This window comes from Rhizobium sp. 10N427, from assembly GCF_056394605.1.
Window position 1 is genome coordinate 234961 of record NZ_JBFTID010000002.1, and the last position, 24572, is coordinate 259532.

General features: G+C 57.7%; 25 protein-coding genes and 1 pseudogene. 4 read left to right on the forward strand and 22 right to left on the reverse strand.

The window, feature by feature from the left end; all coding sequences use genetic code 11:
- Nucleotides 1-160: 160 nt before the first annotated feature.
- Together AC1DIJ_RS05630 and AC1DIJ_RS05635 are read right to left on the reverse strand one after the other, a co-directional pair.
- The gene (locus AC1DIJ_RS05630; RefSeq protein ID WP_477831310.1) at nt 161-1513 is read right to left on the reverse strand and encodes a flavin-containing monooxygenase; all 1353 of its coding nucleotides are present in this window, start codon (nt 1511-1513) and stop codon (nt 161-163) included.
- Nucleotides 1514-1566: 53 nt separating this feature from the next.
- On the reverse strand, nt 1567-2994 hold the full coding sequence (locus AC1DIJ_RS05635; protein ID WP_477831311.1) for a nuclear transport factor 2 family protein: 1428 nt from the start codon (nt 2992-2994) through the stop codon (nt 1567-1569).
- A gap of 174 nt (nt 2995-3168) precedes the next feature.
- Between AC1DIJ_RS05635 and AC1DIJ_RS05640 the strand changes: the two genes are divergently transcribed.
- Nucleotides 3169-3441, forward strand: coding sequence for a hypothetical protein (locus AC1DIJ_RS05640; protein WP_477831312.1), 273 nt, complete (start codon nt 3169-3171; stop codon nt 3439-3441).
- Between the two features lie 6 nt (nt 3442-3447).
- Here AC1DIJ_RS05640 and AC1DIJ_RS05645 read toward each other — a convergent pair whose 3' ends face one another.
- The 3 genes from AC1DIJ_RS05645 to AC1DIJ_RS05655 form a co-directional block, all read right to left on the reverse strand.
- Complete coding sequence (locus AC1DIJ_RS05645) at nt 3448-4194, reverse strand: IclR family transcriptional regulator (protein WP_477831313.1); 747 nt, start codon at nt 4192-4194, stop codon at nt 3448-3450.
- An 83-nt stretch (nt 4195-4277) separates the two neighbouring features.
- Nucleotides 4278-5459 carry a CaiB/BaiF CoA transferase family protein gene (locus AC1DIJ_RS05650; protein ID WP_477831314.1) on the reverse strand — a complete coding sequence of 394 codons (1182 nt, stop codon included), beginning with the start codon at nt 5457-5459 and terminating at the stop codon, nt 4278-4280.
- A 141-nt stretch (nt 5460-5600) separates the two neighbouring features.
- Entirely contained in the window at nt 5601-5903 is a 303-nt protein-coding gene (locus AC1DIJ_RS05655; protein WP_477831315.1) for a Dabb family protein, read from the reverse strand.
- 317 nt (nt 5904-6220) lie between these two features.
- Here AC1DIJ_RS05655 and AC1DIJ_RS05660 point away from each other — a divergent pair, with 317 nt between their 5' ends.
- Entirely contained in the window at nt 6221-7075 is an 855-nt protein-coding gene (locus tag AC1DIJ_RS05660; RefSeq protein ID WP_477831316.1) for a sugar phosphate isomerase/epimerase family protein, read from the forward strand.
- Between the two features lie 35 nt (nt 7076-7110).
- Here AC1DIJ_RS05660 and AC1DIJ_RS05665 read toward each other — a convergent pair whose 3' ends face one another.
- From AC1DIJ_RS05665 to AC1DIJ_RS05675, 3 genes and pseudogenes are all read right to left on the reverse strand, one after another.
- Complete coding sequence (locus AC1DIJ_RS05665) at nt 7111-8139, reverse strand: zinc-dependent alcohol dehydrogenase (RefSeq protein WP_477831317.1); 1029 nt, start codon at nt 8137-8139, stop codon at nt 7111-7113.
- 163 nt (nt 8140-8302) lie between these two features.
- Nucleotides 8303-8493: pseudogene (locus AC1DIJ_RS05670) on the reverse strand (integrase core domain-containing protein); the annotation flags it as partial.
- On the reverse strand, nt 8487-8729 hold the full coding sequence (locus tag AC1DIJ_RS05675; protein WP_477831318.1) for a transporter substrate-binding domain-containing protein: 243 nt from the start codon (nt 8727-8729) through the stop codon (nt 8487-8489). The pseudogene AC1DIJ_RS05670 and the gene AC1DIJ_RS05675, both read right to left, overlap by 7 nt.
- 489 nt (nt 8730-9218) lie before the next feature.
- Between AC1DIJ_RS05675 and AC1DIJ_RS05680 the strand changes: the two genes are divergently transcribed.
- A complete protein-coding gene (locus tag AC1DIJ_RS05680) occupies nt 9219-10823 on the forward strand; it encodes a hypothetical protein (RefSeq protein WP_477831319.1) in 1605 nt (534 codons plus the stop codon).
- 97 nt (nt 10824-10920) lie between these two features.
- Here AC1DIJ_RS05680 and pcaF read toward each other — a convergent pair whose 3' ends face one another.
- Genes pcaF through AC1DIJ_RS05695 form a run of 3 tightly spaced genes read right to left on the reverse strand, consistent with a single transcriptional unit; the run spans nt 10921 to nt 13529 of the window.
- Entirely contained in the window at nt 10921-12126 is a 1206-nt protein-coding gene (pcaF, locus tag AC1DIJ_RS05685) for a 3-oxoadipyl-CoA thiolase (protein WP_477831320.1), read from the reverse strand.
- A gap of 9 nt (nt 12127-12135) precedes the next feature.
- The gene (locus tag AC1DIJ_RS05690) at nt 12136-12825 is read right to left on the reverse strand and encodes a CoA transferase subunit B (protein ID WP_113236886.1); all 690 of its coding nucleotides are present in this window, start codon (nt 12823-12825) and stop codon (nt 12136-12138) included.
- The gene (locus AC1DIJ_RS05695) at nt 12822-13529 is read right to left on the reverse strand and encodes a 3-oxoacid CoA-transferase subunit A (protein ID WP_477831321.1); all 708 of its coding nucleotides are present in this window, start codon (nt 13527-13529) and stop codon (nt 12822-12824) included. Before AC1DIJ_RS05695 ends, AC1DIJ_RS05690 begins: the two co-directional genes overlap by 4 nt.
- Nucleotides 13530-13663: 134 nt before the next feature.
- Here AC1DIJ_RS05695 and AC1DIJ_RS05700 point away from each other — a divergent pair, with 134 nt between their 5' ends.
- Entirely contained in the window at nt 13664-14419 is a 756-nt protein-coding gene (locus AC1DIJ_RS05700) for an IclR family transcriptional regulator (RefSeq protein WP_113236888.1), read from the forward strand.
- Between the two features lie 43 nt (nt 14420-14462).
- Here the strand turns inward: AC1DIJ_RS05700 and AC1DIJ_RS05705 are convergent, their stop codons facing one another.
- From AC1DIJ_RS05705 to AC1DIJ_RS05755, 11 genes are all read right to left on the reverse strand, one after another.
- Nucleotides 14463-15335, reverse strand: coding sequence for a sugar phosphate isomerase/epimerase family protein (locus AC1DIJ_RS05705; RefSeq protein ID WP_477831322.1), 873 nt, complete (start codon nt 15333-15335; stop codon nt 14463-14465).
- Nucleotides 15336-15538: 203 nt separating this feature from the next.
- Nucleotides 15539-16336, reverse strand: a complete 798-nt coding sequence (locus AC1DIJ_RS05710; RefSeq protein WP_477831323.1) for an SDR family NAD(P)-dependent oxidoreductase — start codon at nt 16334-16336, stop codon at nt 15539-15541.
- Nucleotides 16337-16364: 28 nt separating this feature from the next.
- A complete protein-coding gene (locus AC1DIJ_RS05715) occupies nt 16365-17162 on the reverse strand; it encodes an SDR family NAD(P)-dependent oxidoreductase (RefSeq protein WP_477831324.1) in 798 nt (265 codons plus the stop codon).
- Between the two features lie 12 nt (nt 17163-17174).
- Complete coding sequence (locus AC1DIJ_RS05720; RefSeq protein ID WP_477831325.1) at nt 17175-18089, reverse strand: intradiol ring-cleavage dioxygenase; 915 nt, start codon at nt 18087-18089, stop codon at nt 17175-17177.
- Nucleotides 18090-18110: 21 nt separating this feature from the next.
- Nucleotides 18111-19181 (reverse strand): maleylacetate reductase, encoded by a 1071-nt coding sequence (locus AC1DIJ_RS05725; RefSeq protein WP_477831326.1) that lies wholly within the window; start codon nt 19179-19181, stop codon nt 18111-18113.
- Nucleotides 19182-19226: 45 nt separating this feature from the next.
- Nucleotides 19227-19517 (reverse strand): YciI family protein, encoded by a 291-nt coding sequence (locus AC1DIJ_RS05730; RefSeq protein WP_477831327.1) that lies wholly within the window; start codon nt 19515-19517, stop codon nt 19227-19229.
- 57 nt (nt 19518-19574) lie between these two features.
- Nucleotides 19575-20558: a sugar ABC transporter substrate-binding protein gene (locus AC1DIJ_RS05735; protein ID WP_477831328.1), complete on the reverse strand. Its 984-nt coding sequence runs from the start codon at nt 20556-20558 to the stop codon at nt 19575-19577.
- A gap of 74 nt (nt 20559-20632) precedes the next feature.
- The gene (locus tag AC1DIJ_RS05740) at nt 20633-21634 is read right to left on the reverse strand and encodes an ABC transporter permease (RefSeq protein ID WP_477831329.1); all 1002 of its coding nucleotides are present in this window, start codon (nt 21632-21634) and stop codon (nt 20633-20635) included.
- On the reverse strand, nt 21631-22599 hold the full coding sequence (locus tag AC1DIJ_RS05745) for an ABC transporter permease (RefSeq protein WP_477831330.1): 969 nt from the start codon (nt 22597-22599) through the stop codon (nt 21631-21633). The genes AC1DIJ_RS05740 and AC1DIJ_RS05745 overlap by 4 nt, the downstream gene beginning before the upstream one ends.
- Before the next feature lie 38 nt (nt 22600-22637).
- Entirely contained in the window at nt 22638-24176 is a 1539-nt protein-coding gene (locus tag AC1DIJ_RS05750) for a sugar ABC transporter ATP-binding protein (RefSeq protein WP_477831331.1), read from the reverse strand.
- Between the two features lie 23 nt (nt 24177-24199).
- Complete coding sequence (locus AC1DIJ_RS05755; protein ID WP_477831332.1) at nt 24200-24499, reverse strand: Dabb family protein; 300 nt, start codon at nt 24497-24499, stop codon at nt 24200-24202.
- Between the last annotated feature and the right edge of the window lie 73 nt (nt 24500-24572).

Genomic DNA, 24572 nt, shown 5'->3' on the forward strand with positions numbered 1-24572 from the left:
GAAAGTTGCCTGCCGTGCCGAAAATTGACAACTGAATGATGATCACTCGCAGGAGAGCGCTGTCGCCATGGAGGCTAATTCAGCTACCACGACAGTAAGGACGCCCGTAAATCCGTCAGCAATAAGCGGTCATTTCGCAGCTAGCGATTCAGAATGTGGCCTACCATCCCACTACCGCCGCCGATCCGCTCGATAGTTTGTCTGCGGTCCGCCGCAGTTCCCTGACGTAGTCCGAGCAGTTTACGTGAAGTGAGTAAGGACCGGAGGCTAGGCCCGCCGGACCGCCGGCAGATGACGCCTCCACGCACTCCAACGTTCGCTGCGCTGCCGCAGGCAATGGGATGCTACCGGTTACGATTCCTGCGATGAACTTGGATTGCTGTTCCGCGACTGGGATCACCGCGCAAAGGGGTTGGAGGAAGCCGACGAAGAAGAGATTGTCGATCTGCGGATGGGACACTCTCTTCCACAAAGAGAGATGCTTCTCGCCCGCCGGGACGATGCCTTCGTCGAAGAATGGGAAGACGATGTTGTAGCCGGTGGCGTAGATGATCGCGTCCACTTCTTCACGCGATCCATCGTCGAAACGGACATGAGTGCCGTCCAATTTCGAGACGCCAGGTTTTACGGTGATGTCGCCCGAGCCGACGCGGTTGTAGAGTTCTTGGCTCGTGGCAGCCTTGGTGAAATCGAACTCATTTTCTGGCTTGGGCAATCCAAACTGCTCCGGCCTGCCGATCGTGGCCTCGATTTCACGCACTCGCTTTCGGACGGACCACCACTTCGGGATAATCCTTCGCAGAAACGGAACGGCGCGCGATGGATGGACGATGTTGTGATCGGCAGGCTTTCCGTGGCCGAAAAAGCGCGGGACAACCCACGTCCCTCGTCTCACGGATAGAAAGAGCCGCTTGTTTTGCTCTTTTCGGCCAAGCTCGCAGGCAATGTCCAGGGCCGAATTGCCGAAGCCGATTACCAAGATCGATTTGTCGACAAGATCGTAAGGATCGTGGGGATCGATATATTGATGGGCATGAAGCTGAACGCCAGCGAATTCGCCAGGATAGCCTGGCGACGGAATACGCGGATGCCAGTGTCTTCCTGTCGCGACACAGAGGTGAGCATAGGTTCGCGTTTCACCGTCCTCGGCTAGCACCTCCCAAGTCCCTGCTGAGGTCCGTTTCGCGGAGACTACGCCACAGGAAAAGCGGATCGACTGGCGGAAGCCGAAATGGTCGACATAAGCATCGCAATAGTTGGCGATTTGCTCGTGGAAAGGATACTCCGGATAATCGTCAGGCATCGGGAAATCGGAGAACTGCATCTTGGTCTTCGAGGTGTTCATATGCAGCGAGCGATAAATCGAAGATATCCCGTTCTTGTTTTTGAACACCCAGTTGCCGCCGACGCGGTCGGATTTCTCGAAGCAATCGAACGCGAGGCCTGCCTCGTGAAGAGCCTTGCACGCTGCTATGCCGGCCGAGCCAGCACCGATAACGCATACCTTTGACATAATGTCCCTCCCTTGAAGATGAGCGTCTTCAGTTCGTACGCGCCTTTAGGCGCTCAGAGGAACGGTTCATGCGTACGGGTGTAGCGGAACGAGTCGAACTTCCATCGACCGTCATACTTTCGAGCGTGCATAGCGTAGTGGCCGCCGGCCATGGCGACGCGCCCGCTGTCGTCATGAGTACGACGGGTGTTGGCGTAGCACCGGACAAACGCAGAGTCCCCATCGAGGCCAAGCTCGACATCTACGTTATAGACGTAGTGCATCACTTGATTAACGCTTTGTCGGCTGGCTTTCATGTTGGCAAGCATTTGCGCCCGGCCGATGTTCCACTGCGTCCCGTTCATATTGAACGAGCTGTCCGTGTCGGGGTGAAAGACCTCCCCGATCTGGTCGAAATCGGCAAGATCGTAGCACCAAGTGTAACGCGACATCAGGGAAGCGACGTCACTCTCCGCGCGTCCCGAGTTTGGAAGTCCAGCTTTCGCGTAGGCCAACCGGGCACGTTCCAGATTGTCCGCATCCAGCATAGTTCGCTCGACGACGGGCTGCCTGCGATCCCAGAGGGGAACATATTGGTACGTTGCGACTCTCCAACCATCCTCCCCCTTCGTGATCCTGGCAAGGACGATACCGCCACCGTGAAACGCACCGTCCGGCTTGCCCGTCGGACGGTTCACATACGCGTAAGCGCCGAAGTGTGCCGTCTCACCGTCAATCGAGATGTTCACGTTCGTGAGGAAGGTCGTTTGCCAGCTGTCGCGTTGCGAAGCGCACAGGTAGCCTGCCCCGGCCTGCCGGCCCATTCTCGTTGCGGCGATCGAGATGATCGCATCCTCCCTGAACGACGAGGTGACATGATGAATGTCGTCGGCGTCCCCGGCCCGATGCAGTCCAACGATCAGGTCTTCGATCTGGGAGTAATCCGACATGTCCCGACGACTTGCAGCACTTGTCTCAAGGCCACCCCACGGAGCATCACGCAGACCGCTCATGACGCGTAGATAGATCATCGGACCCGAAGTCGGGACCAGCACGCTATTGCCTTCGAGCAGTGTAGCTTCCCACTGGAAATCGTACATTTTCCAGCCGTCCGCCGTCCGACGGAAGGAGTTGCGGTAGTAGCCGGCACCGAAGAAATAGTCGCCACCAGGGGCTTCCGGTCGCACGCGAGTATTGATGTTGTATGAGGTGAAGACTGCGTTATCGCCTTGAACGTCCACGAATGCGGAGGCTAGCATGTGCCGGCGTATCGGAGTTCGGACCGTCCGGTTCTGGAATTCGCGCACCAGATTGTCGGCACCCTCGTAGTGGCCCATGTTGCTTGAACGGAAGACGATGTCGTCCGCAAAGACGCGACGAAGACGCTCCCAGTCCGAGAAGTCCAAGGACCACACGTACTCGATCATCGCTTGTTTCACGTCGAAGACATCACGCGCGAGTGATGTGTTTCCGATCGCGCTAATCGCAGCATGGGTATTCATAATGGCTCCTCGATCGCAGGTTTCGGTCATACGTGCGTGCGCACTGGACCCTCGCGATCGATTGAGCCGAAATCGCCGACGAGCTGCCACTTCGGATTTGATCAATTTGAACTTTTCTACGCGGCCAATCTTTACAGAAGCCATGCAAAGCCTGTCACCGAACAGGAGACAACAATGACAAGATCAAGGTACTTTAGTTTTCCCTCGACGGGGACCTGGGAGTATTCAGTGGAACTAGAAGAGAGCGATGCCCTCAAGATCATAGCGGGCAAGACGGGCCAAAAAATTCAGCTCGCTGACCCAAGTGCCGTGATACACATCAGCACGGACACCATTACGCTCGTCGAAAAGACCCGGGATGGTGCAAGGCACGAGGAATTCCCACGTGAAGGAACGATCAGGCTTCTCCGGAACCTTGTCGTTTCAAATGCATGGGCCGGCGTTTAACGTGGCTCAACCACCGAAGCCCAAGCGCGCCGATATCTGACTTGCTGCAGCGACGACATGAGGAGCGAGCTGCTGCACCTGCTTTTCGCTAAATCGCATCGAGGGACCCGAGATGCCAATAGCCGCAATGATGTTGCCTTCCAGGGCGAAAATCGGAGCGGCTACGCCGCTAACGCCGTCGCGGTATTCCCCGTTATTGACTGCGTAGCCCTGGGAACGAACGCGACCAAGTTCAATGCTCAGGTCATCGACGGACTTCACGGTTTTGTCGGTGAAAGAAATGAGAGCGCTGGAGAGTTTCGGCAACAGGTCCAGCGGCTGGTACGCCAGGAGAACTTTTCCCGTCGCAACAGCGTACGCGGGCGCTCGACCACCGACTGCCGAATACGCGCGTACAGGTTCCGGACCTTCGATCTTATCGACATAGACTACTTCATCGCCCGCGAGGATCGACAGGTGCACAGTCTCCCGTGTCGCCTGCATCAATCGCTCCATCACCTCTGGTGCTTCGCGTTTGAAGTCGAGTCGCGATACCAAGCGTGAGCCAAGCTCCCAGACCTTGAGGGACAATCGATACCTGCCCGTTCCGGGATCGTGCTGCACGTAACCAGCAGACTCCAAGGTCTTGAGCACGCGATGAGCGTTGCTCTTCGTCAGCTCAAGCTCGGCCGCGAGGTCGGAAACGCCCCTTGCCGTGGCCCCTTGGCCTAGAGCCTCAATGACCTTGAGACCCTTGAGAAGCGTCTTGTCCATGAGCGGGCCGCGTTTCTAAATCGATTTGAGCTAGTTACATGAAGTTCCAAAATTGAGCAAGAAACCGAGGCAGTGGTTGGAGATCAGCCGTTAGCCGTGCGACGGCTGGCGAGGATGGCATCCTCGATTTCTTCGGTGTGCTCACCCAGCGCCGGCGGGCGACGACGAACGGGAAGGTTCGCGCCATTCAACAGAATCGGGCTTGCAAATGTTCGGATGGGATTGCCCGACGGTAAATCCATTTCCTGCACCCAACCCATTGCCTCGACTTGGGGGTCTGCTAGGGCGCTTTCGTAGTCGTTTATCGGGGCGCAGGGAACCCCGGCCTCCCTAAAGCGATCCAACCACCCGGCGGCGTTTCTGAGAGCGAATATCCGCTCAAGTTCGTCTTTGAGCTCGACCTGATTTCTCGCGCGCAGTGACGTGGATGCGTAACGTGGATCAGATTTCAGCTCCGGTCGTTCAACCACGTCGCAGACACTGCTCCAAAGCTTGTCGTTGCCCGCAGCCATGACAAAGTAATCGTCCGCGGCTCGGAATGCTTGATAGGGAGCGTTCCGCGGATGCGCCGACCCGAGCTTTTTGGGAGCTCGATTTGTGCCGAAATACTCTGACGTCTGAAGCGCCGCTACCGCCAAAGTCGCCCCCAGTAGAGAAATGTCGATATGTGCGCCCATCCCGCTTCCTTCGGCCTTCCGCAGAGCGGACACGATCGAAAACGCCGCGTACAGGCCGGTGGAAAAGTCGCTGATCGGAACACCGCACTTTACCGGCGCTCCGTCGGGCTCTCCTGTCACGCTCATGACGCCACCGACTGCCTGAATCGTGACGTCGAACCCCCCCTCCTGTGATCGCGGCCCAACCTGACCGAATCCGGAGATGGAGCAATAAACCACTCTGGGATTGATGGCCTTGATATCCTCGTAGCCCAACCCGTTCCTGCCCATCGCTCCGGGACGATTATTCTCGATCACGATATCTGCCTCGGCACAGAGGGCAATCGCCGTCGCTCGGTCTTTGGAAGATTTCAGATCGAGAGCGGCAGACCGCTTGTTCCGGTTGAGCGACGCAAAATTTTCGCTGAAGCCATCGGTGATGGGCGGCCATGCGCGTAAGCTGTCGCCTCCCGAAGGGTGTTCCACCTTCACCACCTCGGCTCCCATATCCGCAAGCAACATTCCGCAAAAAGGTCCCGCGGCGACCTGGCAGAATTCGACCACCCGAACCCCGGCGAGCGGCAGCTGATTTTCCGAAATCGTAGTCATAAAGTTCCCTTTCAGTCGTCTGCCTCGTCATTTCGCCCCGATTCGCACTTGCGCATCCGAACCGACGCGGCCGCGTGAAGGCTCCCGCCCCCTTTGAATGGAACGGTGTATCAGTCAGAGTTCGTGATTCTATCGCGCGAGCTAAGCCGGCGCGTAATCTACTTGGAACCGTGCGGTTCGCAGGTCTTTGAGCTCATCGCGAATTTTCAAATGCGCGGGGTGATCTGCGTAGGCCTTCAGGGAGTCGTGGTCCCGAAATTCAGAATAAAGGACTATGTCACAGGCATACGAGACCCGACTACAGTCTACGCCAATCTCCAGCGATAAAAGGCCAGGAACCGTTCCCACAAGACTTTCGAATTTCAACTTTATCCCCTCTGCGACGATCTGTTTCTCTTCAGGCGTCGCGCCTTTCACGTTCCACATCACAATATGCTTGATCATCGATCCCTCGTAGATGCGATATCTGCTTCGATGACCAAAATCATAAATTGCAGGAGCGAACGCTCAATCCTGAAAATGTTCAAGTTGGCTTTCACTGGATTTGGCACACTAGACTGCAAGTCACGCCCCATTGTCCCTAATGGCGAGAAAATGTTTCTCACGGAGGCTCCTTTTTAGCAGCGGAGAATGATGCGAAAAACGATCGCAATGCATCCAGAAGCGGCGTTCATTTGGTGGCGGAGCGGTACGAAAAGGCGTTGATCTGTTGGACCACCGTTGAAGGTCTGCCTTGGCCGTAAAACTAGAAGGAATGGAAAATGAAGTTCACCCGCGATCAACGAGTGCTTTGGCTGTCACAAGTACGCTCTGTGCCCTACCGCGAACGGGTGGAGCTAGCTGCGAAATACGGCTACGGGACCATAAGCACGTCGCCTGCAGACTACGACCGCACCCGCGAGAGCGGTCTTACCCTCGCTGAAATCAAAAGCATCGCCGCCGACAACGAGGTTAAGCTCAGCTACCTCGATCCAATGGTCTTCTGGGTGCCAGACGGGCTGCCTAGCGAAGGCGACGAAGACTTGATTACCTACCTTAACCGTACGCCCGACGAATTCTTCCGGATCGCTGGCGAGCTCGAAGTCGATCGCATCCACCTCATCGGGTCCTTCCCCGAAGGTCGGTACTCGATCTCGGAACTCACGGACTACTACGGCCAGACATGCCAACGCGCTGCGTCTTACGGCTTGAAGTGCCTGATCGAGGCAATGCCTTTGTGGGGGCTTAGAAAGGTCGAAGAAGTGGTCCAGATCGTCCGCGATGCAAATCAGCCGAACAGCGGCATCATTTTCGACACCTGGCATTACACTCGCGCCGGGCGCAACGACAAGATCATCGCAGATATCCCGGTCGGCATGATCGATACGGTTCAGATCGCCGATGGCTCGAAAGAGGCCCCTGTTGGACGACCCAACGTCGTAGACTGCCTCTACCACCGAGTACCAATTGAAAACGGTCAGATCGCAAACAAAGAAATCCTGGAAGTTCTGCGCGACCACGGTCACATGACCAGCGTCGGCCCGGAGATTTTCTCGTCGGAGCTCGACAAGCTCCCGGGGGACGAGATCATGAAGCAAATCCAGCCAGGCTTCGAAGCGATCCTGGAAGCGCTGTAACTAGAAGGGGCCGGCGTTTCGCCGGCCCTTTGTTATTATTCCCCTGCGAATTCGATAAGAAACTTGGGCTGGCGGCGGCCTGACATCGTCATCTTCCCGAACATCTCGGCTGCCTGTTCAACAGTGCCGACCTGGGCAACTATCTTCGTAGGGTCTACCTTTCCGCTCGCGAAAAGATCAACGGTTGCTCCGTAGTAGTCGATGCCATGCAAGATACCATGGACGGTGATATCCTTGAGAGCTACCTCGGTCTGGCTGAGATCGGTGGAGCTTCCCGACGGCAACCCGATCAAGGCTATCCTGCCACCCAGGTCCGACACTCGAACAGCGAGACTGAGCGCCGACTTGACGCCCGAGGCTTCGATGACCACGTCGTAGCCGTTGGCAACAGCATCATCCGGACGCAATACTCGATCCGCGCCAAGCTCTGAGGCGAATTCGAGCTCGGATTCCGCAACCCCGATCACATCCACCGACTTGGCCGTGAGTTTCGCTATCAGCACGCTGAGGAGACCAAGCGTTCCCGTACCAATCACGGCGACCCGGTCAGTCTTGTTGACCGCCGTTCTTTCGCAAGCGTTGTAGGCGGTCACGGTTGGTTCGGTCAGTGTAGCCGCCTTTAGAGAAAGGCTGTCCGGCACGACGGTTACTGCATATTCCGGAACCGCGACGTATTCAGCTGCCGCTCCCTGAATGTAGCGAAGTCCCACCTCCTTTAGATCACGGCAAAGGTTTCGTCGGCCGCGCTGGCAGTTGTCGCATTTCTGGCATGGCACCATGCAGTGGCCGACCACTCTCGTCCCGACCTGTGTCGTCACACCCTCCCCGACCGACACGACGGTCCCGGTGTATTCGTGACCAAAGACAAATGGGTAGGACAGGAAGCCCTGATCCAAGAAGAAGCTATTGCCGTGATAGAGATGGAGGTCGGTTCCGCAGATGCCGACGAATGCCGTCTTGACCACTACCTCGCCGGCCTTCGGCTCTGGCAGTCTGAGCTTGCTTAGAACCAAGTCGGCCTTTCCCCGCACCTGCAGGGCGTTCATAGTGGTATGTGCGTTCATCCCGGCAATCTCCCTGTTCACGAAACGTGGTCAACTGGACCAGACAACACAGTATCGATTTGGGGACGGGGAAAAAGCGGCGTATCGCAAAACACTTTGCCACCCAATGAGAATATTCTCCTAAGATTTCCTGGAGTGCCCCCCATTTCGCCGGACAGATCAGCTATTGAGACAATGCTTTGATGAACTTCCTTGAAGAGGCCGTTTCAGCGCTGAGCGCGGATGGACTTCATTATAGTCTTCGATCCATCCGTCGATCTTCCGGAGAGCTGTTGCGGCGTCCGGAATGGGTGAGATGCGTATATAGTCCCGCTTCAAGGTTTTGACAAAAGCTTCAGACACGCCGTTCAATTGCCGTCGAAGTCCTGAACTACAAATTCGCATTTGGCATTCATTTTTTTGCACAGGGCGTGGCCAAGGTCGATCTCGAACCCTTTCAGCGTGCCACTTGTATCGACAAAGTTAAATGGCGGATACGCGCCTTCGGTCGCGATCTGGTAGGTATCCTGTGCGAGTGCTTGGCTGCTGGCAGCGCAAGCGAGCAAGCCAACCGCGAGTATTCCTAAGCGATGCATCATGTTCCCTTTCATTTTCGTTATTGGTGCATTTCAGCGGATAAAGGGGCTTGAGCTAGCCAAGCCACAATGGCGTTTGCGCGTACCGATCGCATCGGCTCGCGTGACGTTGCGATCTCTTCCAATGTGTGTCGATTTAGAGCCGACCCGAACCGTTGTCCCTTATCCAAGGAAGGGATGCGAACTGTCGGGTTTTCGGCTGTAGCTCTCGCTCCGAAGAAATCGCAGCGCCCCAAAAACTGACCGGATACACGACTTCAATCCAAATACCGTGCGATGGAGGCGAGGTACACCGCGTCCTCGGAGGCACGCCCGACTCTGCTGCTTCATTCAAGGTCTCGATGGAAGTGATCCGGATGTCTCTCTTTCGCTCCGATACCACGCTGCTACACTTTGGATGTGGGGATGAGCGTATACCGTCCACATCAAATGCACCCGCTCCACTGGACATTAGCTCGCCCATTTAAGAAGCTGAATAGACGAAGAATTTCGAGCTGAAATCAAATGACCATTCCGCCGATCGCCACCAACGTCGCTGGCCAACTTCTCAAGCTAGTCAACTGGAGAAAGGTGGGCCGCTGGGTGGCGGCACGTGATTTGCCTCCCGCATCGGGCGACCAGTACAACGTCCTTGTTTTGGATTTCGAGCACGACGAACACGGGAGACAAACTCGCCACGTAGCCCGCAGCCTCGGCGATGCCGAGGGGGTGAACGTCTACCGGGTCACGACGACACTGCGGTTGAGGGAGAGCGGTTCCGCCAATGAGAACCTGAGCGAAGCCCATGCTAGCGCCTTAGACCTGTGTGATCGCTACAACTGCCAGATGGCTGTATGGGGCGAGGTAATAAAAGACGACAGTGTCCTCAGGATCAACCTGTCGTCACCGATGAAGGTGGGACTCCCGGGCCGAGACTACAGTTTAGACGCCACGCTGCGGCTTCCTGCTGACTTCAATGCGGACATCGGGAGCGTTCTATATTGCGAGTGCGTAAGCCGGCTCTTGTCGAACCTCGATCGTGAAGGCAGACACGTCGTCCCCCAGCTACAGGAAGAACTCAAGCGCGCTCGCAAATTGTTAGACAATCAGTCCGTCCTCAATGCCGACCTCAAGTCAGCAATCGCAAGCGCCTATCTGACTTCCTCTCTGGCTTTGTTCGAGCGGACCAATGAACTCGAATGGTTGTCCGAGGCCATGAACTTCGTCGAAAACGAGACCGCCAGACCGCTCGGATGGGCTCCGAAACCAGGCGACATAGGCTTTCATGCAAAACTTTGGCTGGTTGCTGCCGAGTACATGCCGGACATGCGGATGATCGCCACAGCGGAAATGTGGTTGGCCCGTGCGCGGGAAGCCCGCGGTCTCCCGGCTCACCTCGGGATGTTTTTCCATGCTCAATGTTTTCGACTGGCCAGTCGGCTGGCACGAACCCCAGAGCGCCAGCAAGAACTCGTCACGAGAGAGATCGCCATCTACGACGCTCTCGACCAGATGACAGATCATGACGGCATTAAGAACGACCTTCAACACCTCCGTCTTGGAGCCCGTCGAGAAGTTGCCGTCCGTGAACGCAACGACGATGAACTTCTTCAAATCGTCTCGGAGCACAGGCAACTTCAACCACCTTTGGGTGATTACGCTTGGTCTAATTACCTCGGTAGCTGCGTTGAACTCTTCGTCTTGCAATCCAATGAAGCCGAGCTCAGAGAGTTACTCTCCCGGATCAAGGAACTCTCCTTGAGGCCGTATTTTGCTCAGTCGGTAATGCAGCGCGATCTCATCAAGATCAATGAGTACAGGTGCCGGATAAAGATTTGCGAAATTTCGGAGTTGGCTGACATCGAGAAGTCCCTCGACATCTTCGAAAAATCCGCGATTTTACCGAGTGCATACGCTCAGCTCGCAGTCGCAGAACTTCACATCAAACGGGCGATATCGCTCACCGACGACTTGGCGAAGTTGAAGGAGCTGCTGCGCGGCCAGGTAAGTGCCGAAGCCGGATTGAGAGTGATGGGCTTCTTCGGCTACCACGTCCTCCAAGACCAGGCCCGACGCCTCCAGGAGCTGGCCGAGCGGTACAAGCCGCGAGTTGGATCGCAGGCACAGTAACCAGGAACTACCACGAACGTCCTCGTCATAGCCCCCCGCCAATTGAGATCGAGGGGACGGTCGCAGCAGTGCGACACTGCGACCGTAATGGACTGCACTAAACTCGTTCGAGGGCGACCGCGATCCCCTGCCCGACACCGATACACATCGTTGCCAGAGCATACTTCCCGCCGTTGAGGGACAATTCCAGAGCAGCCGTCCCGGCAATGCGCGCGCCAGACATGCCCAACGGATGTCCAAGGGCGATCGCGCCACCGTTCGGATTGATGTGCTCCGCGTCCTCGGCAAGGCCAAGCTCGCGGAGCACAGCGATGCCTTGGGAGGCGAAGGCTTCGTTGAGCTCGACGATATCGAAATCGGATGGGGACATCCCGATGCGCGCGCAGAGCTTCTGCGTGGCGGGCGCGGGGCCGATGCCCATAACCCGCGGTGGGACGCCAGCGGTTGCCCCGCCGATGATCCGAGCAATCGGCGTAAGTCCGTACTTCTTCGCCGCAGCTTCAGAGGCGATGATAAGCGCGGCCGCGCCGTCATTTACCCCGGAAGCATTTCCTGCCGTGACGGTCGCCCCGTCCATCTTGTTGATGACATTAAGCTTGGCCAGCGTCTCGATGGATGTCGCACGAGGATGCTCGTCCTTGGAGACGACAATTGGATCGGCCTTCCTTTGGGGAATGGTCACCGAGATGATTTCCCTGGCCAGACGGCCGTTTGCCTGCGCCGCCGCTGCCTTAGCCTGCGAGCGCACAGCGAACGCGTCCTGGTCTTCGCGAGAGACCTTGTAGTCGATAGCTACATTGTCGCCGGTCTCCGGCATGGAGTCGACGCCGTACTGCTTCTTCATCAACGGATTGACGAAACGCCAGCCGATGGTGGTGTCATGGATTTCGGCATTGCGCGAGAAAGCCGTCTCCGCTTTGGGCAGCACGAATGGAGCGCGAGACATGCTCTCGACGCCTCCGGCGATCATCAATTCGGCCTCACCTGATTTGATCGCACGAGCTGTCGTAATTACTGCGTCCATTCCTGACCCGCAAAGGCGGTTCATCGTAGTGCCCGGGACAGACACCGGCAGGCCAGCGAGCAGCGAAGACATGCGGGCAACGTTGCGGTTATCCTCGCCGGCCTGATTGGCGCAGCCGAAGATCACATCACCGATCGCTTCCCAATCAACGGAGGCGTTGCGCTCCATGAGGGCCTTGAGTGGGATAGCCCCGAGGTCATCGGCACGAACGGAGGCTAGTGCACCGCCGAAGCGGCCAATCGGCGTGCGGATGTAATCGCAGATGAATGCATCAGTCATGATCAATCCTCAAAGGGTAGGAACGACAAGATCGGCGACCTGCCCGTCGATATGAAGCTTCGCGCCCGTCATGGCCTGGAGCTCGTCGACAGTCATTGTCGGCAACATTTCACGCAGCACGAAGTGCTTGTCCTTGATGTCGATAACAGCGTGGCTCGTGTAGACGCGGGTAATGCACGCGACGCCCGTAAGCGGGAACGTGCATTTTTCGACCAGCTTCGGCTCACCGTTCTTTGTCACGTGTTCAGTGATTACCGACACCTGCTTCGCGCCGTGAACGAGGTCCATTGCGCCGCCAACGGCAGGAACGCCCTTCGAGCCAACGCGCCAGTTTGCAAGGTCACCGCTCTCCGCGACCTGGAGTGCTCCCAGGATTGCCACGTCAAGATGGCCACCCCGGACCATCGCGAAGCTGTCGGCGTGATGGAAGAAGGCAGCACCCGGCTTCAACGTCACGGCCTTCTTGCCCGCATTGATAAGGTCCCAGTCTTCCTCACCCTCAGCCGGCGATTCTCCGAAATTGAGGATGCCGTTCTCCGTGTGGAAGATCGCCTGCCGGCCGGGAGGCTGGTAACGAGCGACCATTTCCGGGAAGCCAATCCCGAGATTGACATAGGCTCCGTCGGCAATGTCCTGGGCAGCGCGCCAGGCGATCTGCGCGTTGGTTAGCTTGATATCTTCGCGGACGTTGATGGTCATGCGTAAACAACTCCGGCTCGGATGAGCTCTTCTTCCTGCTTGGGTTCAGCAACTCGGACGATGCCATCGACGAAGATTCCCGGGGTCACGACGTGTTCGGGATCGATCTCGCCGGCCTGAACAATTGTGGACACCTGCACGATGGTTTTAGTCGCGGCCATGCACATCAACGGGTTGAAGTTTCGAGCAGCCTTGTTGTAGGTCAGGTTCCCGTAGGTGTCGCCGACGTGCGCCTTGATGATCGCGAAGTCTGCCTTGAGCCAACGCTCCTGAACGTAGGGCCGGCCGTCGAACTCGGCGATCACTTTCCCCTCGGCAAGCTCCGTTCCGTATGCTGTCGGAGTGTAGAACGCCGGGATGCCGGCCCCACCCGCCCGGATGCGCTCAGCCAACGTTCCCTGAGGAACGAGTTCCAGCTCGATCTGGCCCGCGAGATAGCGATCCGTAAAGGCGCGCGGGTCGGACGACTTCGGGAATGAGCAGATCATCTTCCGGACCATGCCCGCGTCGATCATAGCCGCGATACCGATCCGGCCGTTACCCGCGTTGTTGTTGATGACGGTTAGGTTCTTGGGTCCCTTGTCAATGAGGGCGTGGATCAACTCGATCGGCGCACCAGAGCCGCCAAAGCCGCCGATCATCACCGTGGCACCGTCGCCGATTTCGGAGACGGCTTCAGCCAGGCTCCCGATAGTCTTGTCCATAGGGGATTTTCTCCTTGTCGGAATAGAGCCTCCTCAGCCCCTCGCCATCAGACATAATTCAGGTCGCCACTGGACCGCAATAAATTTGTGCGTTAATTAATATTTGTTCGTATGGCGCACAGGTGGAGTCTTCGATGCGAGAATCGGATTTTGTGAGTGGGTTTGCCCGAGGCCTAAGGGTGATTGAGGCTTTTAACGATATGCATCGTCGTCTCTCCATCACGGACGCTTCGAAACTTACGGGGATTGATAGGGCTACCGTGCGTCGCTCGCTGTTGACGCTGACGGAGTTGGGCTATGCCAGCTACGACGGAAAATTTTTCACTTTGACACCGAAAGTTCTGCGGCTGGGACATGCCTATCTCGAGGCAACACCGCTACCAGCGCTCCTCCAGCCATATCTGGACGTCCTGTCGGAAAAGGCCGGACAGAGCGCATCTGCCTCCGTGTTGGAGGGGACAGAAATCCTCTATATCGCGCGTGCTTCTCAGCGCAGGGTAATGTCCATCAATCTCACCCCCGGCAGTCGTCTGCCCGCCTACTGCGCATCGATGGGGCGAGTCTTGCTTGCAATGCTGCCGGAGGCGGATGCCCTCGCCGTACTCGACAACACTGAACTGAAGCGGAACACCCCGAAAACCAAGACGGACAAAGACGAATTGATCGCCGAGTTCGCGAAAGTTAAAGCCCAGGGATATGCGCTCATCGATGAAGAACTTGAGCTCGGGCTATGTTCGATCGCGGTCCCGATAGCGAACGATCGAGGTCAGGTCATAGCAGCTATCAATATCGGAGCACCTGCTGCGCACGTTCCTGCCGCAGAGATGGTCGAGCGCTATCTTCCCCTTTTGAGAGAGGCACAGGCAGGCCTCAAGATAGTCCTGCCGTGAATACGACAGCGAGCAGATGCCCGCTGTCGTCGCTACAAGACGACTACTTGAGGAATTGGGCTTTAGTGGCGTCAAACGCCTGCTTCGCCATCTCCTCGACGGGCAGCTTCCGCAAGGTCTCCGAAAGGATTTCAACGCCCCAAGGGCCCTGGTAGCCGATCTTACGGACAGCTTCGATGAAGGCCGGCGGGTTCAGAACGCCCTGACCCGGCAGCTTGCGGTGATAGATCGTGTCTTCCCAGAGGAGCCCGATGATGTCCTCATCGGCATCGTCAAGTTCAATCGAACTGACATGTTTCAACGGAATCTTCGCGACGTCATCGTACGAGATGCCGCCGCGGGCCATGTGCCAGATATCGATCAAGAGGCCGCAGTTCGGCTGATCCGCCTGCTCGACAATTGCCAAAGCTACTTCGAGCGTGCGGACGTTGCTGAACGGCATGATCTCCAGAGCGATGCCGGTTCCGTGCTCAGCAGCTTCGCGACTGACCTGGGCGAAAGCCTCTGCCATGCGCTCCACATCTGGCGTCATCTCTTCCTTTGTCGGATTGTACAGGTCTGCACCCAGTCCCGGTGCAATCTTGATGTCGCGAATCCTCAGTTCTTCCGCCATCTGAAAGAGTTCGCGACGCATCTTGTCCGACGCGACACGTGCTTCTCCGTCTTTGTACCAATCCCCGAGGAACTCGATCTCGAGATGCTTGATGCCGGCTCCCTCAACGATCTTGCGCATTTCGGAGTAGCCGATCTTTTCGGCCGTCGCCTTCACATCGGCATGGATGAGACCAACGCCCTTCCATCCTGCCTTTGCCGCAGCTTCAACGCGGTGACGGAACGGGATCGGGCTGATCTCCGTCGGTCCGAAAGGATAGATGTCACCTGCTAGAGTGAAATACGAAGCCAGCAGGTCCGGCACATCATTGCTCATCTGGATATCTCCAATTCAGTTTTCGTTTGAGCCGCGCTGATTTCGCGGATCGATACGCCCACTGGGCGATGCCCAAGAAAGTAATGTATTCTCATGGGCTATAAAGTGATCGATTTTACTATCTTTGTTTCCTGCAGCTCTACTATCGGCAATGCCGCGCCCCTTTTATGAGACGCGGCACCGACAGCCGATCAGATCGCTCGAATACTACCGCCGTCGACGCCCCAAACGGCGGAGGTAACGAACGAAGCCAAATCGGAAGCTAGGAAAACAATGACGTTGGCGACTTCTTCTGGAGTCCCTAGACGCGCGAGCGGAAGCTGACGAAGCTTCATTTCATGCTCGACGGCAGCCTGCGGTTCCATGTTGTAGTGCTTGCCCATGGTTTCAGCGAAACCACCTGGCTTCGTCCAAAACGGAGTCCAGATCGGACCCGGCGCGACCGCATTGACGCGCACGTTCGCGCCTTCGGCTCGGGCGAGACCCTTGGTCAGCGCCAGAACAGCCGCCTTCGAGGCCGAGTAGTCGATCGGAACAGGCTCAGGCTGGCGAGCGAGGTCCGAACCATTGTTGACGATGCAGCCCTTTCGCTCCCGGAGGATCGGGAGGAGATGGCGTGTGGCGCGGACATAGCTCATGAAGTTGAGCTGGAAGGTCTTGTCCCAGTCGTCATCGGAGAGCTGGTCGAACGTACGGATCGCTCCCGAACCGACGTTGTTGACGAGGACGTCCACCACACCGCCCGTCGAAGCCAGAAGCTTGTCCAACCCCGTTTTTACGCCCTCACCCGTCATCAGGTCCGCCTTGACGGTTACGGCTTTGCCACTCGTCTTCTCGATCTCAGCTGCAACATCCTTCAGCTGTTCCTCGTTGATGTCGAGTAGACCGACTGTCGCCCCTTCTTTCGCGAAGGCGACCGCCGTTGCGCGCCCGATGCCCTCGGCCGCACCGGTGATAAACACGACCTTACCCTTGAGACCGCTTTCCATATTTTCCTCCACCTCTTGTCTGTTGGAATTACACCGATGCGCCTTCTGCGCCGGTGCGATAGTCAAAACTCGTCGTCAAGCCACCATCCGCTACGATCTCGGCACCGCGAAGAGCGGTCGCGCCGCTCGACAGAAGGAACATTGCCGACTGAGCCACTTCCGAGGCTTCGAGGATTCGACCTTCCGGCTGACGCGCCGAGCGTGTCGCAAGGAATTGTTTGCTGTCGTTGGCCGACTCCAGGTGGCGCTTGAAAAGGCCGGCAAACATCGGACCCGGGCTGAGGACGTTGGTACGGACACCGTCGCGAGCATGGTCGACCGCAACAGTGCGCGCGAGCTGGCGTACTGCTGCTTTCGTAGCGTTGTAGATGGCGAGTTGCTGTTCGGCCAAGGTCGCGTTGACGCTGGCAACGGCGACGATCGCGCCATTCTTCTTTTCGACCATCAGCGGCAACAAAGCTTTCATCGCAAGCACAGTTCCGACGATGTTCACGTGCATCGCGCGCGTAAGCACCTCCGTCGTAACTTCCGTGACATCGCACACGTCGAGGATGGCTGCCGAGGTCACCAGACCCAGCGATGCTTTGTTCTCGTCGCGAAGATGGGTGACCACTTTGTTCCAAGTGGCTTGAGCACCGACATCACCGGAAACGTGCGTGTATGCGCCATTGGATGCCAGGTCCTCCTGGGCGGCCGCCACATCCACACCAACGGTTTCGACGCCGTTCTGAAGCAGAAGGCGGCAAAGTTCGTGGCCGAGGCCGGACGATGCTCCGGTCACGACGACGGCTTCGGGAAGGGAGAACTGAACAACGGGAGAATTCACGAGCATAGCTCCTTATTTGGTATCTTTTTTGTTGGCGAGAACGAAGTCCCACTTAACGGACCAATATGGTTGATCGAACCCGAGGGCACGGGCCTGCTCGGGATCGGTCACGCGATCGAACTCCGCGATCAACGAGTCTTTGACGCCGAACACGGCATCCTGATCGAGATACTCACAGTCAGGTGAGAAAATGTGAGTGATCACTGGATCGTATCCAGGCGCACTGACAATGAAGTGCGTGTGAGCCGCGCGGTTCGGATGCCGCCCGATCGAAGCCAGGAGCTTACCGACCGGACCATCGTCCGGGATCGGATAGAACCGGGGCTTCGACGATCGGTACCAGTATTCGCCTGCCTCATTCGTTGTGAAGACGCCGCGCAAATTCCAATCCGGCTGAACGCCCTTCTGCTGGACATCGTAGAAACCGTCGTCGTTGGTTTGCCAGACGTCCACGAGAGCCCCTGCGATCGGGTTGCCGTCCGTGTCGAGTACCGTGCCCCTGACGACTGCAGGCTCCCCTTTGCCATCGAGGCAGATGTTTGTGCCGGGATCGTATCTTGGTGCCTCAGGAACGTAGAAAGGGCCGAGAATTGTGTTCTCGGTCGCGCCGTTCGGACGCCGATGATTGATGGAGTCCACGAGCATCGATACGCCGAGGATGTCTGAAAGCAGAATAAACTCCTGACGCCAATCGGTGCACATGTGCCCGACGTCCGTAAGGAACTTGATCGCGGTCAGCCATTCCTCGTGGGTCGGCTCGATCTCTTTCACAGCGGCATGCAAGTGCTTCACGAGCGTCGCCATCACTTCTTTGAGGCGCGGATCGATATCCTGGCCCATTCGAGCGTTCACCACGTCGACAGACGCTTCTTCGGTGAAGTACGGATATTTGGGTGCCTTGGGTGTGATGTGGCGTTCTTCGGACATTTCTACCTCCTCATTACGTGTTTAGCCGCGTTCCGTGATCGGCGCGTCGCCCGAAAAGGCTCGGCTGATAAGTCCATGCAGGGCTGCTCTCTCCAGCGGCTGCGGATTCCAATAGGGATTGGTAAGCGTTCGCTCAGTGACCGTTTCGATGCCGGCTTCTGTCATGCCCAAGTCGGCAAGTGCGCGCTTTGCCCCAATCCGGCCGGCGAGATCGTAAAGTGCCCGCGCGGGATCATCGGTTTTCAATCGCTCAGCCAGGCTCTTCATCACGTCCGGAATTGCCGGTGCGTTGTAGGCCAGGGCGTGCGGGAGGACGATCGTGTGGGTCTCGGCGTGCGGGAGATCGAACGTTCCGCCGATAGTGTGGCAAAGCTTGTGATGTAGTGCCATACCAACGGAACCCAGGCAGATGCCGCACAACCAAGCGCCATAGAGTGCGTTCGCTCTGGCATCCGTATTGTTGGGATCGTCGGCGATGACAGGTAGCGCTTCGTAGAGCGCGCCGATGGCTTCGAGCGCCATCATCGTGATGATTGGATTCCGCTCACGCGCGTAGAGCGCCTCGACCGCATGCGCGATAGCGTTCATCCCGCTCGTGCCAGACAACCCAACGGGCAGCGTCAGGGTCAAGTCGACGTCGTAGATCACGACTTCGGGCAAAATCTTGGGACTACTCTGGGTGACCTTGTTGCCATCCTTGGTTTCGCCGAGGATCGGCGTCATTTCCGATCCGGCGTAGGTGGTCGGAGCGACAATCTGCGGCAGGTCTGTTCTCAGAGCCAGCGCCTTCGCCAATCCGGTGGTCGAACCGCCACCTACCGCGACCAAGCCATCGACACGGAGTTCCTTCAACTGCTGGAGCGCAGTCTCAGTAACGGACACCGGCGTGTGCATGACCGCGCCAGCGAATACGCCCGCGCAACGGTCTCCAATCATCTCAGCCAACCTTTTGGCGTCAGCTTCCTGAGGGGGTGTCGCGAGTACGAGCACCCGCTCCAATCCAAGCCGCTCGACCTCTGCCGGCAGTTGCGAAAGAGTTCCCGACCCGAAAATCACTCGAGCCGGTTGACCGTTGTACGTGAAAGAGAGCATTTCCGAATTCCGTTTGTTGCTGTTTGCTTGAGCGGAGGTCTGGACCTACGCGCGATTATCCACCCTCATCAGGAACGGGTGAATGCGGACTTCCTCCCAGACATTCGCTTTGTTGAACGGGTCGTTCGCGTTGAAATCGACGACATCCTGCTTCTTCTCGGCTTCGAAAACGAACATCGAACCGATCATCGTCTCTCCGTCGTCAGCCACGAGAGGTCCGGAAATGACGGTGCTGACCGCGCCGGGCGCTCCGAGATAGGCCTTGTGGGCGTCGTAATTCGCCAGTCTCTTGGGAAGGCCGTCTTTGTGGTCGATGCAATGAACTACAAAACGCATGAAACTCTCCTTTGATGCGGGTGGCGGCCAGCTCTTCGCTGACCGCCCTGGAGTAGATTACTTCTTGCCAGCAGCCGCGTAGCAGTCCTTCACATTGGCCTTCGTGACGACCTCGTGCGGAAGGTAGCGCGTCTTTTCGCCGGCCTTCCCATCCAGGACGTCGGCGACAGCCTTGGCTGCGTACTGACCGTCGTCAATCGGCGACTGCAGTACGCTTGCGTACTGGGTACCGGCTTCGATAGCGGTGATGCCTTCGATGCTGCAATTGGAGCCGACGAGGACGAGCTTCGACGGATCGATGTTGGCACGCTGCGCTGCCACGATGACACCCGCGAGCATATTGTCGGCCTGGGCATAGACGCCCTTGATCTTGTCACCGTACTGGGTGAACAGGGAAGAAGCCGCCTCGGTCGCCTTCGTCTGGTCCCAGTTGCCCGGCTGCGATCCGGCAATCTTGATGGCCGACTTGTCCGCCTCAAGCGTCTTCGAGAAACCATCGAGACGCTGAATCTGCGGCGGGGTACCGGGCTGGCCGACGATCACAAAGACGTCGCCGCTATCCATGCCGCGTTCCTTGAAGCCCTGCTCCATGGCCTTCGCGGCACTCTCGCCGTTGCCGGTGTCGTTCGGACCGGTGAAGACGTCCCAGTACTTCTCGTATTTCTGGTCCGGCATCGAATTCGTCAGAACGAGCGGAATGCCCGCGTTCTTGATTTTGCGGAGCGATGGAACGATGGCGCTTGCGTCGGCTGCCCACAGGACGATGGCGTCCGGCTTCTGGCCGATGGCCTGATCAACCTGCGATGCCTGCTCTGCGGGGTCGAAGTTGGTGATTTTGACCTCGACGTTGAGTCCGAGCTTCGCTGCCTCTTCCTTGAACGCCGTCTGGTGGATCGAGCAATAAGAGCATTCTTCCGACACGGTCAGCAGGATAACTTTCGAGCCTTTTGCAGCTGCGAAGCTGTCGACGACCGGAAGCATCGGGCTCGAAACCGTAGCCAAGAACGTCGCCGCGGCGAACATTTTCAAAACCTTGCGCATTTCCATTCCTCCCCTGGGGTTAAAGCGTGCGGCCCTTACCGGTCCGCGTACCGCTGTGGTCTGCCCAGCACAGATCACGAGCCTGAAACTTGAAGTTGGCGAGCTCGCCGTTCCTTTGCCGACACAAGAAGCTGCCTCACTAGATGACCATCCGCGAGAACGACCGCGAGAAGCACGACGCCGTTCGTGAGCAAGATCGCTGCGGCGTTTGCCCCGAGCAGGCTCATTCCATTGTTGAGGGTAGCGAGGATAAAGACTCCGACGAGAACTCCGCCTGCGCTCCCTACGCCACCAGCCAGAGCGACGCCGCCGATGATCGCGGCCGAAGCAGCTTGGATCATTATGTTGGCACCCATTTGGGCAGAGGCAGTTGCCAGGCTGAGAGAAAGGAGCGAGCCAGCCAATGCAGCGCATACGCCGGAAAGGCAGAATACGATCCCGAGCGAAAGACCGACGCGAGCCCCTGCCGCTACGGCAACCCGCCGCTTGCTTCCGGTGACGATGATGTCACGTCCACTGCGCGTATAGCGCATGAGAACGGCCACCATAGCGAATGCGACGAAGGTGATGATGCTGCGCACCGATAGGATTGAGATGATCGGATCGTCGAGGAACTCGCCCGCATCGAAATTGTCCGAGCTCACTACTCGTCCATCGGCGAGCCAGTAGGCAAGCCCCGACAAAGCCATCATCGTGCCCACCGTCACGACCAGAGAAGAGATATTCAGCCTGGAGAAAAGCGTCGCGTTGAAGATGCCGACGGCCGCGCCAAAACCCACGGCGAAAAGCACGCCCATGAGTGCGCTGGACTCACCGGTCTTCAAGGTGATCAGTCCGCCCACAGCTACCATCGCGCCCACGCTCAGGTCGAACTCACCCGAAATCATCGTGAGTGACAGCCCAAGGGTCACCAGACCCAGAAGCGCGAATGTCTGGAAGAGCGCGTACACATTGTTCGAACTGGTGAAATTCGGGACAAAAGCGACGAAGGCTACGAGGAGAAGAACCAGCAGGAGGGCCCTTCCCGCGCCGGACGCGCCGCCAAGAACACGAATGAATTTGTTGGAGCCGCTCATCGTTTTTTGCCTCCGACCAGAGCGCCGAACACGACGGCGAGAATGACAACCAGACCTTTCACAGCAAGCTGGACTTCGATCGGCAAACCTTCGACGAGAAGGATGTTGCCGACCACAGCCAGGAATGCCGCACCGAATGCGGCGTCGAGGATTCGACCGTGGCCGCCGCGGATCGAGACACCGCCGACCAGCACCGCCGCGATGGCGTCGAAATCGATACCTGCTCCAAGCTTCAGATTCCCCTGCGCCGCCTGGGACGCGAAGAGCGCGCCAGAGAGAGCGGCCAGCATACCGGCTACAACGAAGGCGATGACTAGCGAGCGCGCGATCCTCAAGCCTGCAAGCATTGCCGCGTCTCTATTCAGGCCGATGAACCGCAGCTCGCGGCCGAACCGAGACCGCTGGACGATAAAGTCGGCGGCGATCGCGATCAGGAAAAAGAGAACGACCTGGTTAGGAAGAACCGACAAGAACTTGCCCACAGCCAACCAGCTCGCGTCGCCCTGACCGACGATAGTCAGTCCGCCGGAGTACCAAGCCCCGAAGCCCATCACGATCGACGATATGGCGATTGTCGCGATGATCGGGTTTGCCCCCGCAATGCCCACGACGACGCCCTGAACCAGACCGATCGCCGCTCCGAGGAGCATGACGACGATTACGGTTCCGGGAAGCCCGATGTGCAGAATGGATGCGAACAGAACCGTCGAGATCGCGGCAGTCGCGCCCATAGACAGCATGAACAGGTTGCCGCTCAGTGTGACAAACGCCATCCCGACTGCGGCGATACCGACAGCTGCCATCGAGTACATGATCGCGTTGACGTTTGTCGCGGACAGGAAGTTGTCGATCGTCGCCCAGCCCCAGATCAGCAGGCCAACTGTCACAAGCTTGACGGCGGTCGCCTGTACGCGATCGGGTCGGAAGGCGTCTTTCAATTGGTCGATGAGGAATGTGCCTCGCACGGACGCATCCTTCTGAGATGCCGGTGATGTAACCATGGTCAAGCCGCATGCTCCTGTTTGTTGGACTCCGGACCGTGCAGGATGTCGCGCAGCACGTCATCCATCGACGCCTCCGCGGTGGGACGGTCGGAGACTACCGAGCCTCGGAAAATAGTGATGACGCGATCGGCAAGTTCGTGGACTTCCTCGATGTCGGTCGTGAAGAAGATTAAGGACATCCCCTTGCCGGCCAGCTCCCGCAACTGTTTGTAGATTTCGGTTCGAGCGCCGATATCGACGCCCCTCGTCGGTTCGTTGAGGATCAGAACGCTTGGCTCGAGTGCAACCGCTTTTGCCAGTGAAACCTTTTGCTGGTTCCCACCGCTGAGTGTGGAGACGTCGTGTGGAAGACGCCGCGGATCGATCTGGAATTGCGCTGCCAACTTGCGTGCGCGTTGCTGGGCTTCCGAGCGTCTCACCAGCCCGAACCGCGTAACCCGGTCGAGAATGGACGAATAGATGTTCGTCTCGATTGCAGCCTCGAGGAATACCCCTTTGCCTGCTCGGTCTTCGGACACGTACGCAATCGACGCTTTCATAGCGTCGGCGATGGAACGGACCTCCACCCGTTGCCCGTCGAGCTCAATGACACCGGCATAACCCGACCGCAGTCCAGCAATGGCCTCGACCACGGCGTCCGCTCCAGAACCGAGCTGCCCGACGATCGAAAGCACTTCGCCTTCCGCCACATCGAGAGAGAGCTTCTGAAATCGCCCGGCAACCGCGAAGTCTCTGAGCTTTAGTCGCGTCTTACCCGCACTTTGCGATCCTGCATCGGCCAAGGCGTGACGGCTTCCGACTTCGCGTCCGATCATGGCCTGTACCAGCTGTTCGGTCGTGAACTCCGACGTCGGCCGTGTCGTGACGCGCTCGCCGTTCCGGAAAACCGTGATGCGGTCTGTGAGCTCGAAGACTTCAGGCAAGCGGTGGCTGATGAAAACGATCGTGGAGCCCTGCTCCTTGAGCCAGCGCACAGCCTTGAACACCCGTCTGATTTCGCTATCTGACAGGGTCGCAGTCGGCTCGTCCAGCATCAAAATCTTGGCACCACGGACGACACCGCGAGCGATCTCAACGAGCTGCTGCTCTGCCAGGCTGAGCTTTCGGGCAGGCTCATTCAAATCCACGTGGCTGAGCCCGATCTCATCGAGCTGCCGGCGAACTGCCTTAGCATGGCTAGAGCGGCGAAGGAGTTCGCCCGATGCTGGATCACCAATCAAAACATTGTCCAAAACGGACAGGTCCGGAATGATGGACAATTCCTGATGAACGATCGAAATAAGGCCGGGATCGGTACGTTTTCCGGGTTTCAGATGAACGCCGTCGACAGTGATCTCACCTTCAGTCTGAGCTACGAGGCCACCAAGGATTTTGACCAGCGTGCTTTTGCCCGCTCCATTCTCCCCGCAGAGTCCGTGGATTTCCCCAGCCTGGAGTTCGAAGTCGATCCCTTTAATTGCGACAACGCCGCCGTATGTCTTTCGCAATCCCCGAACGTCGAGGATATTGAGACCGTTACTGGTTGATGTACCCGACATACGCTCCTCCCGAAATTTTGTCCTCAAATCGTGTAGTCCACTTGGTAGCGGTCAGTGCGCACGCCTTCGAGCTGCCGGCGGACTTCCAGATGGGCAGGATGCTCCGCGTAGGCCGCCAGAGCCGCCTCGTCCTCAAACTCGGTGTAGAGGACCACATCGCACGCATACGAAACGCGGCTGACGTCGATGCCGACTTCCAGGCTCCGAAGGCCCGGAATTTTGCCGACCAAACCCTCAAACCGGGCTTTGACATCGGTTGCTGATGCGAGCTTCTGCTCGGCGTCTTCGCCTCGCACGTTCCACATCACAATGTGTTTGATCATGGGTGATCCCTTTAGATAGGCCGCTTTGGGGTGATTTCGACGCCGTGGGATGACTGGCCAGATGCCCTTCGTA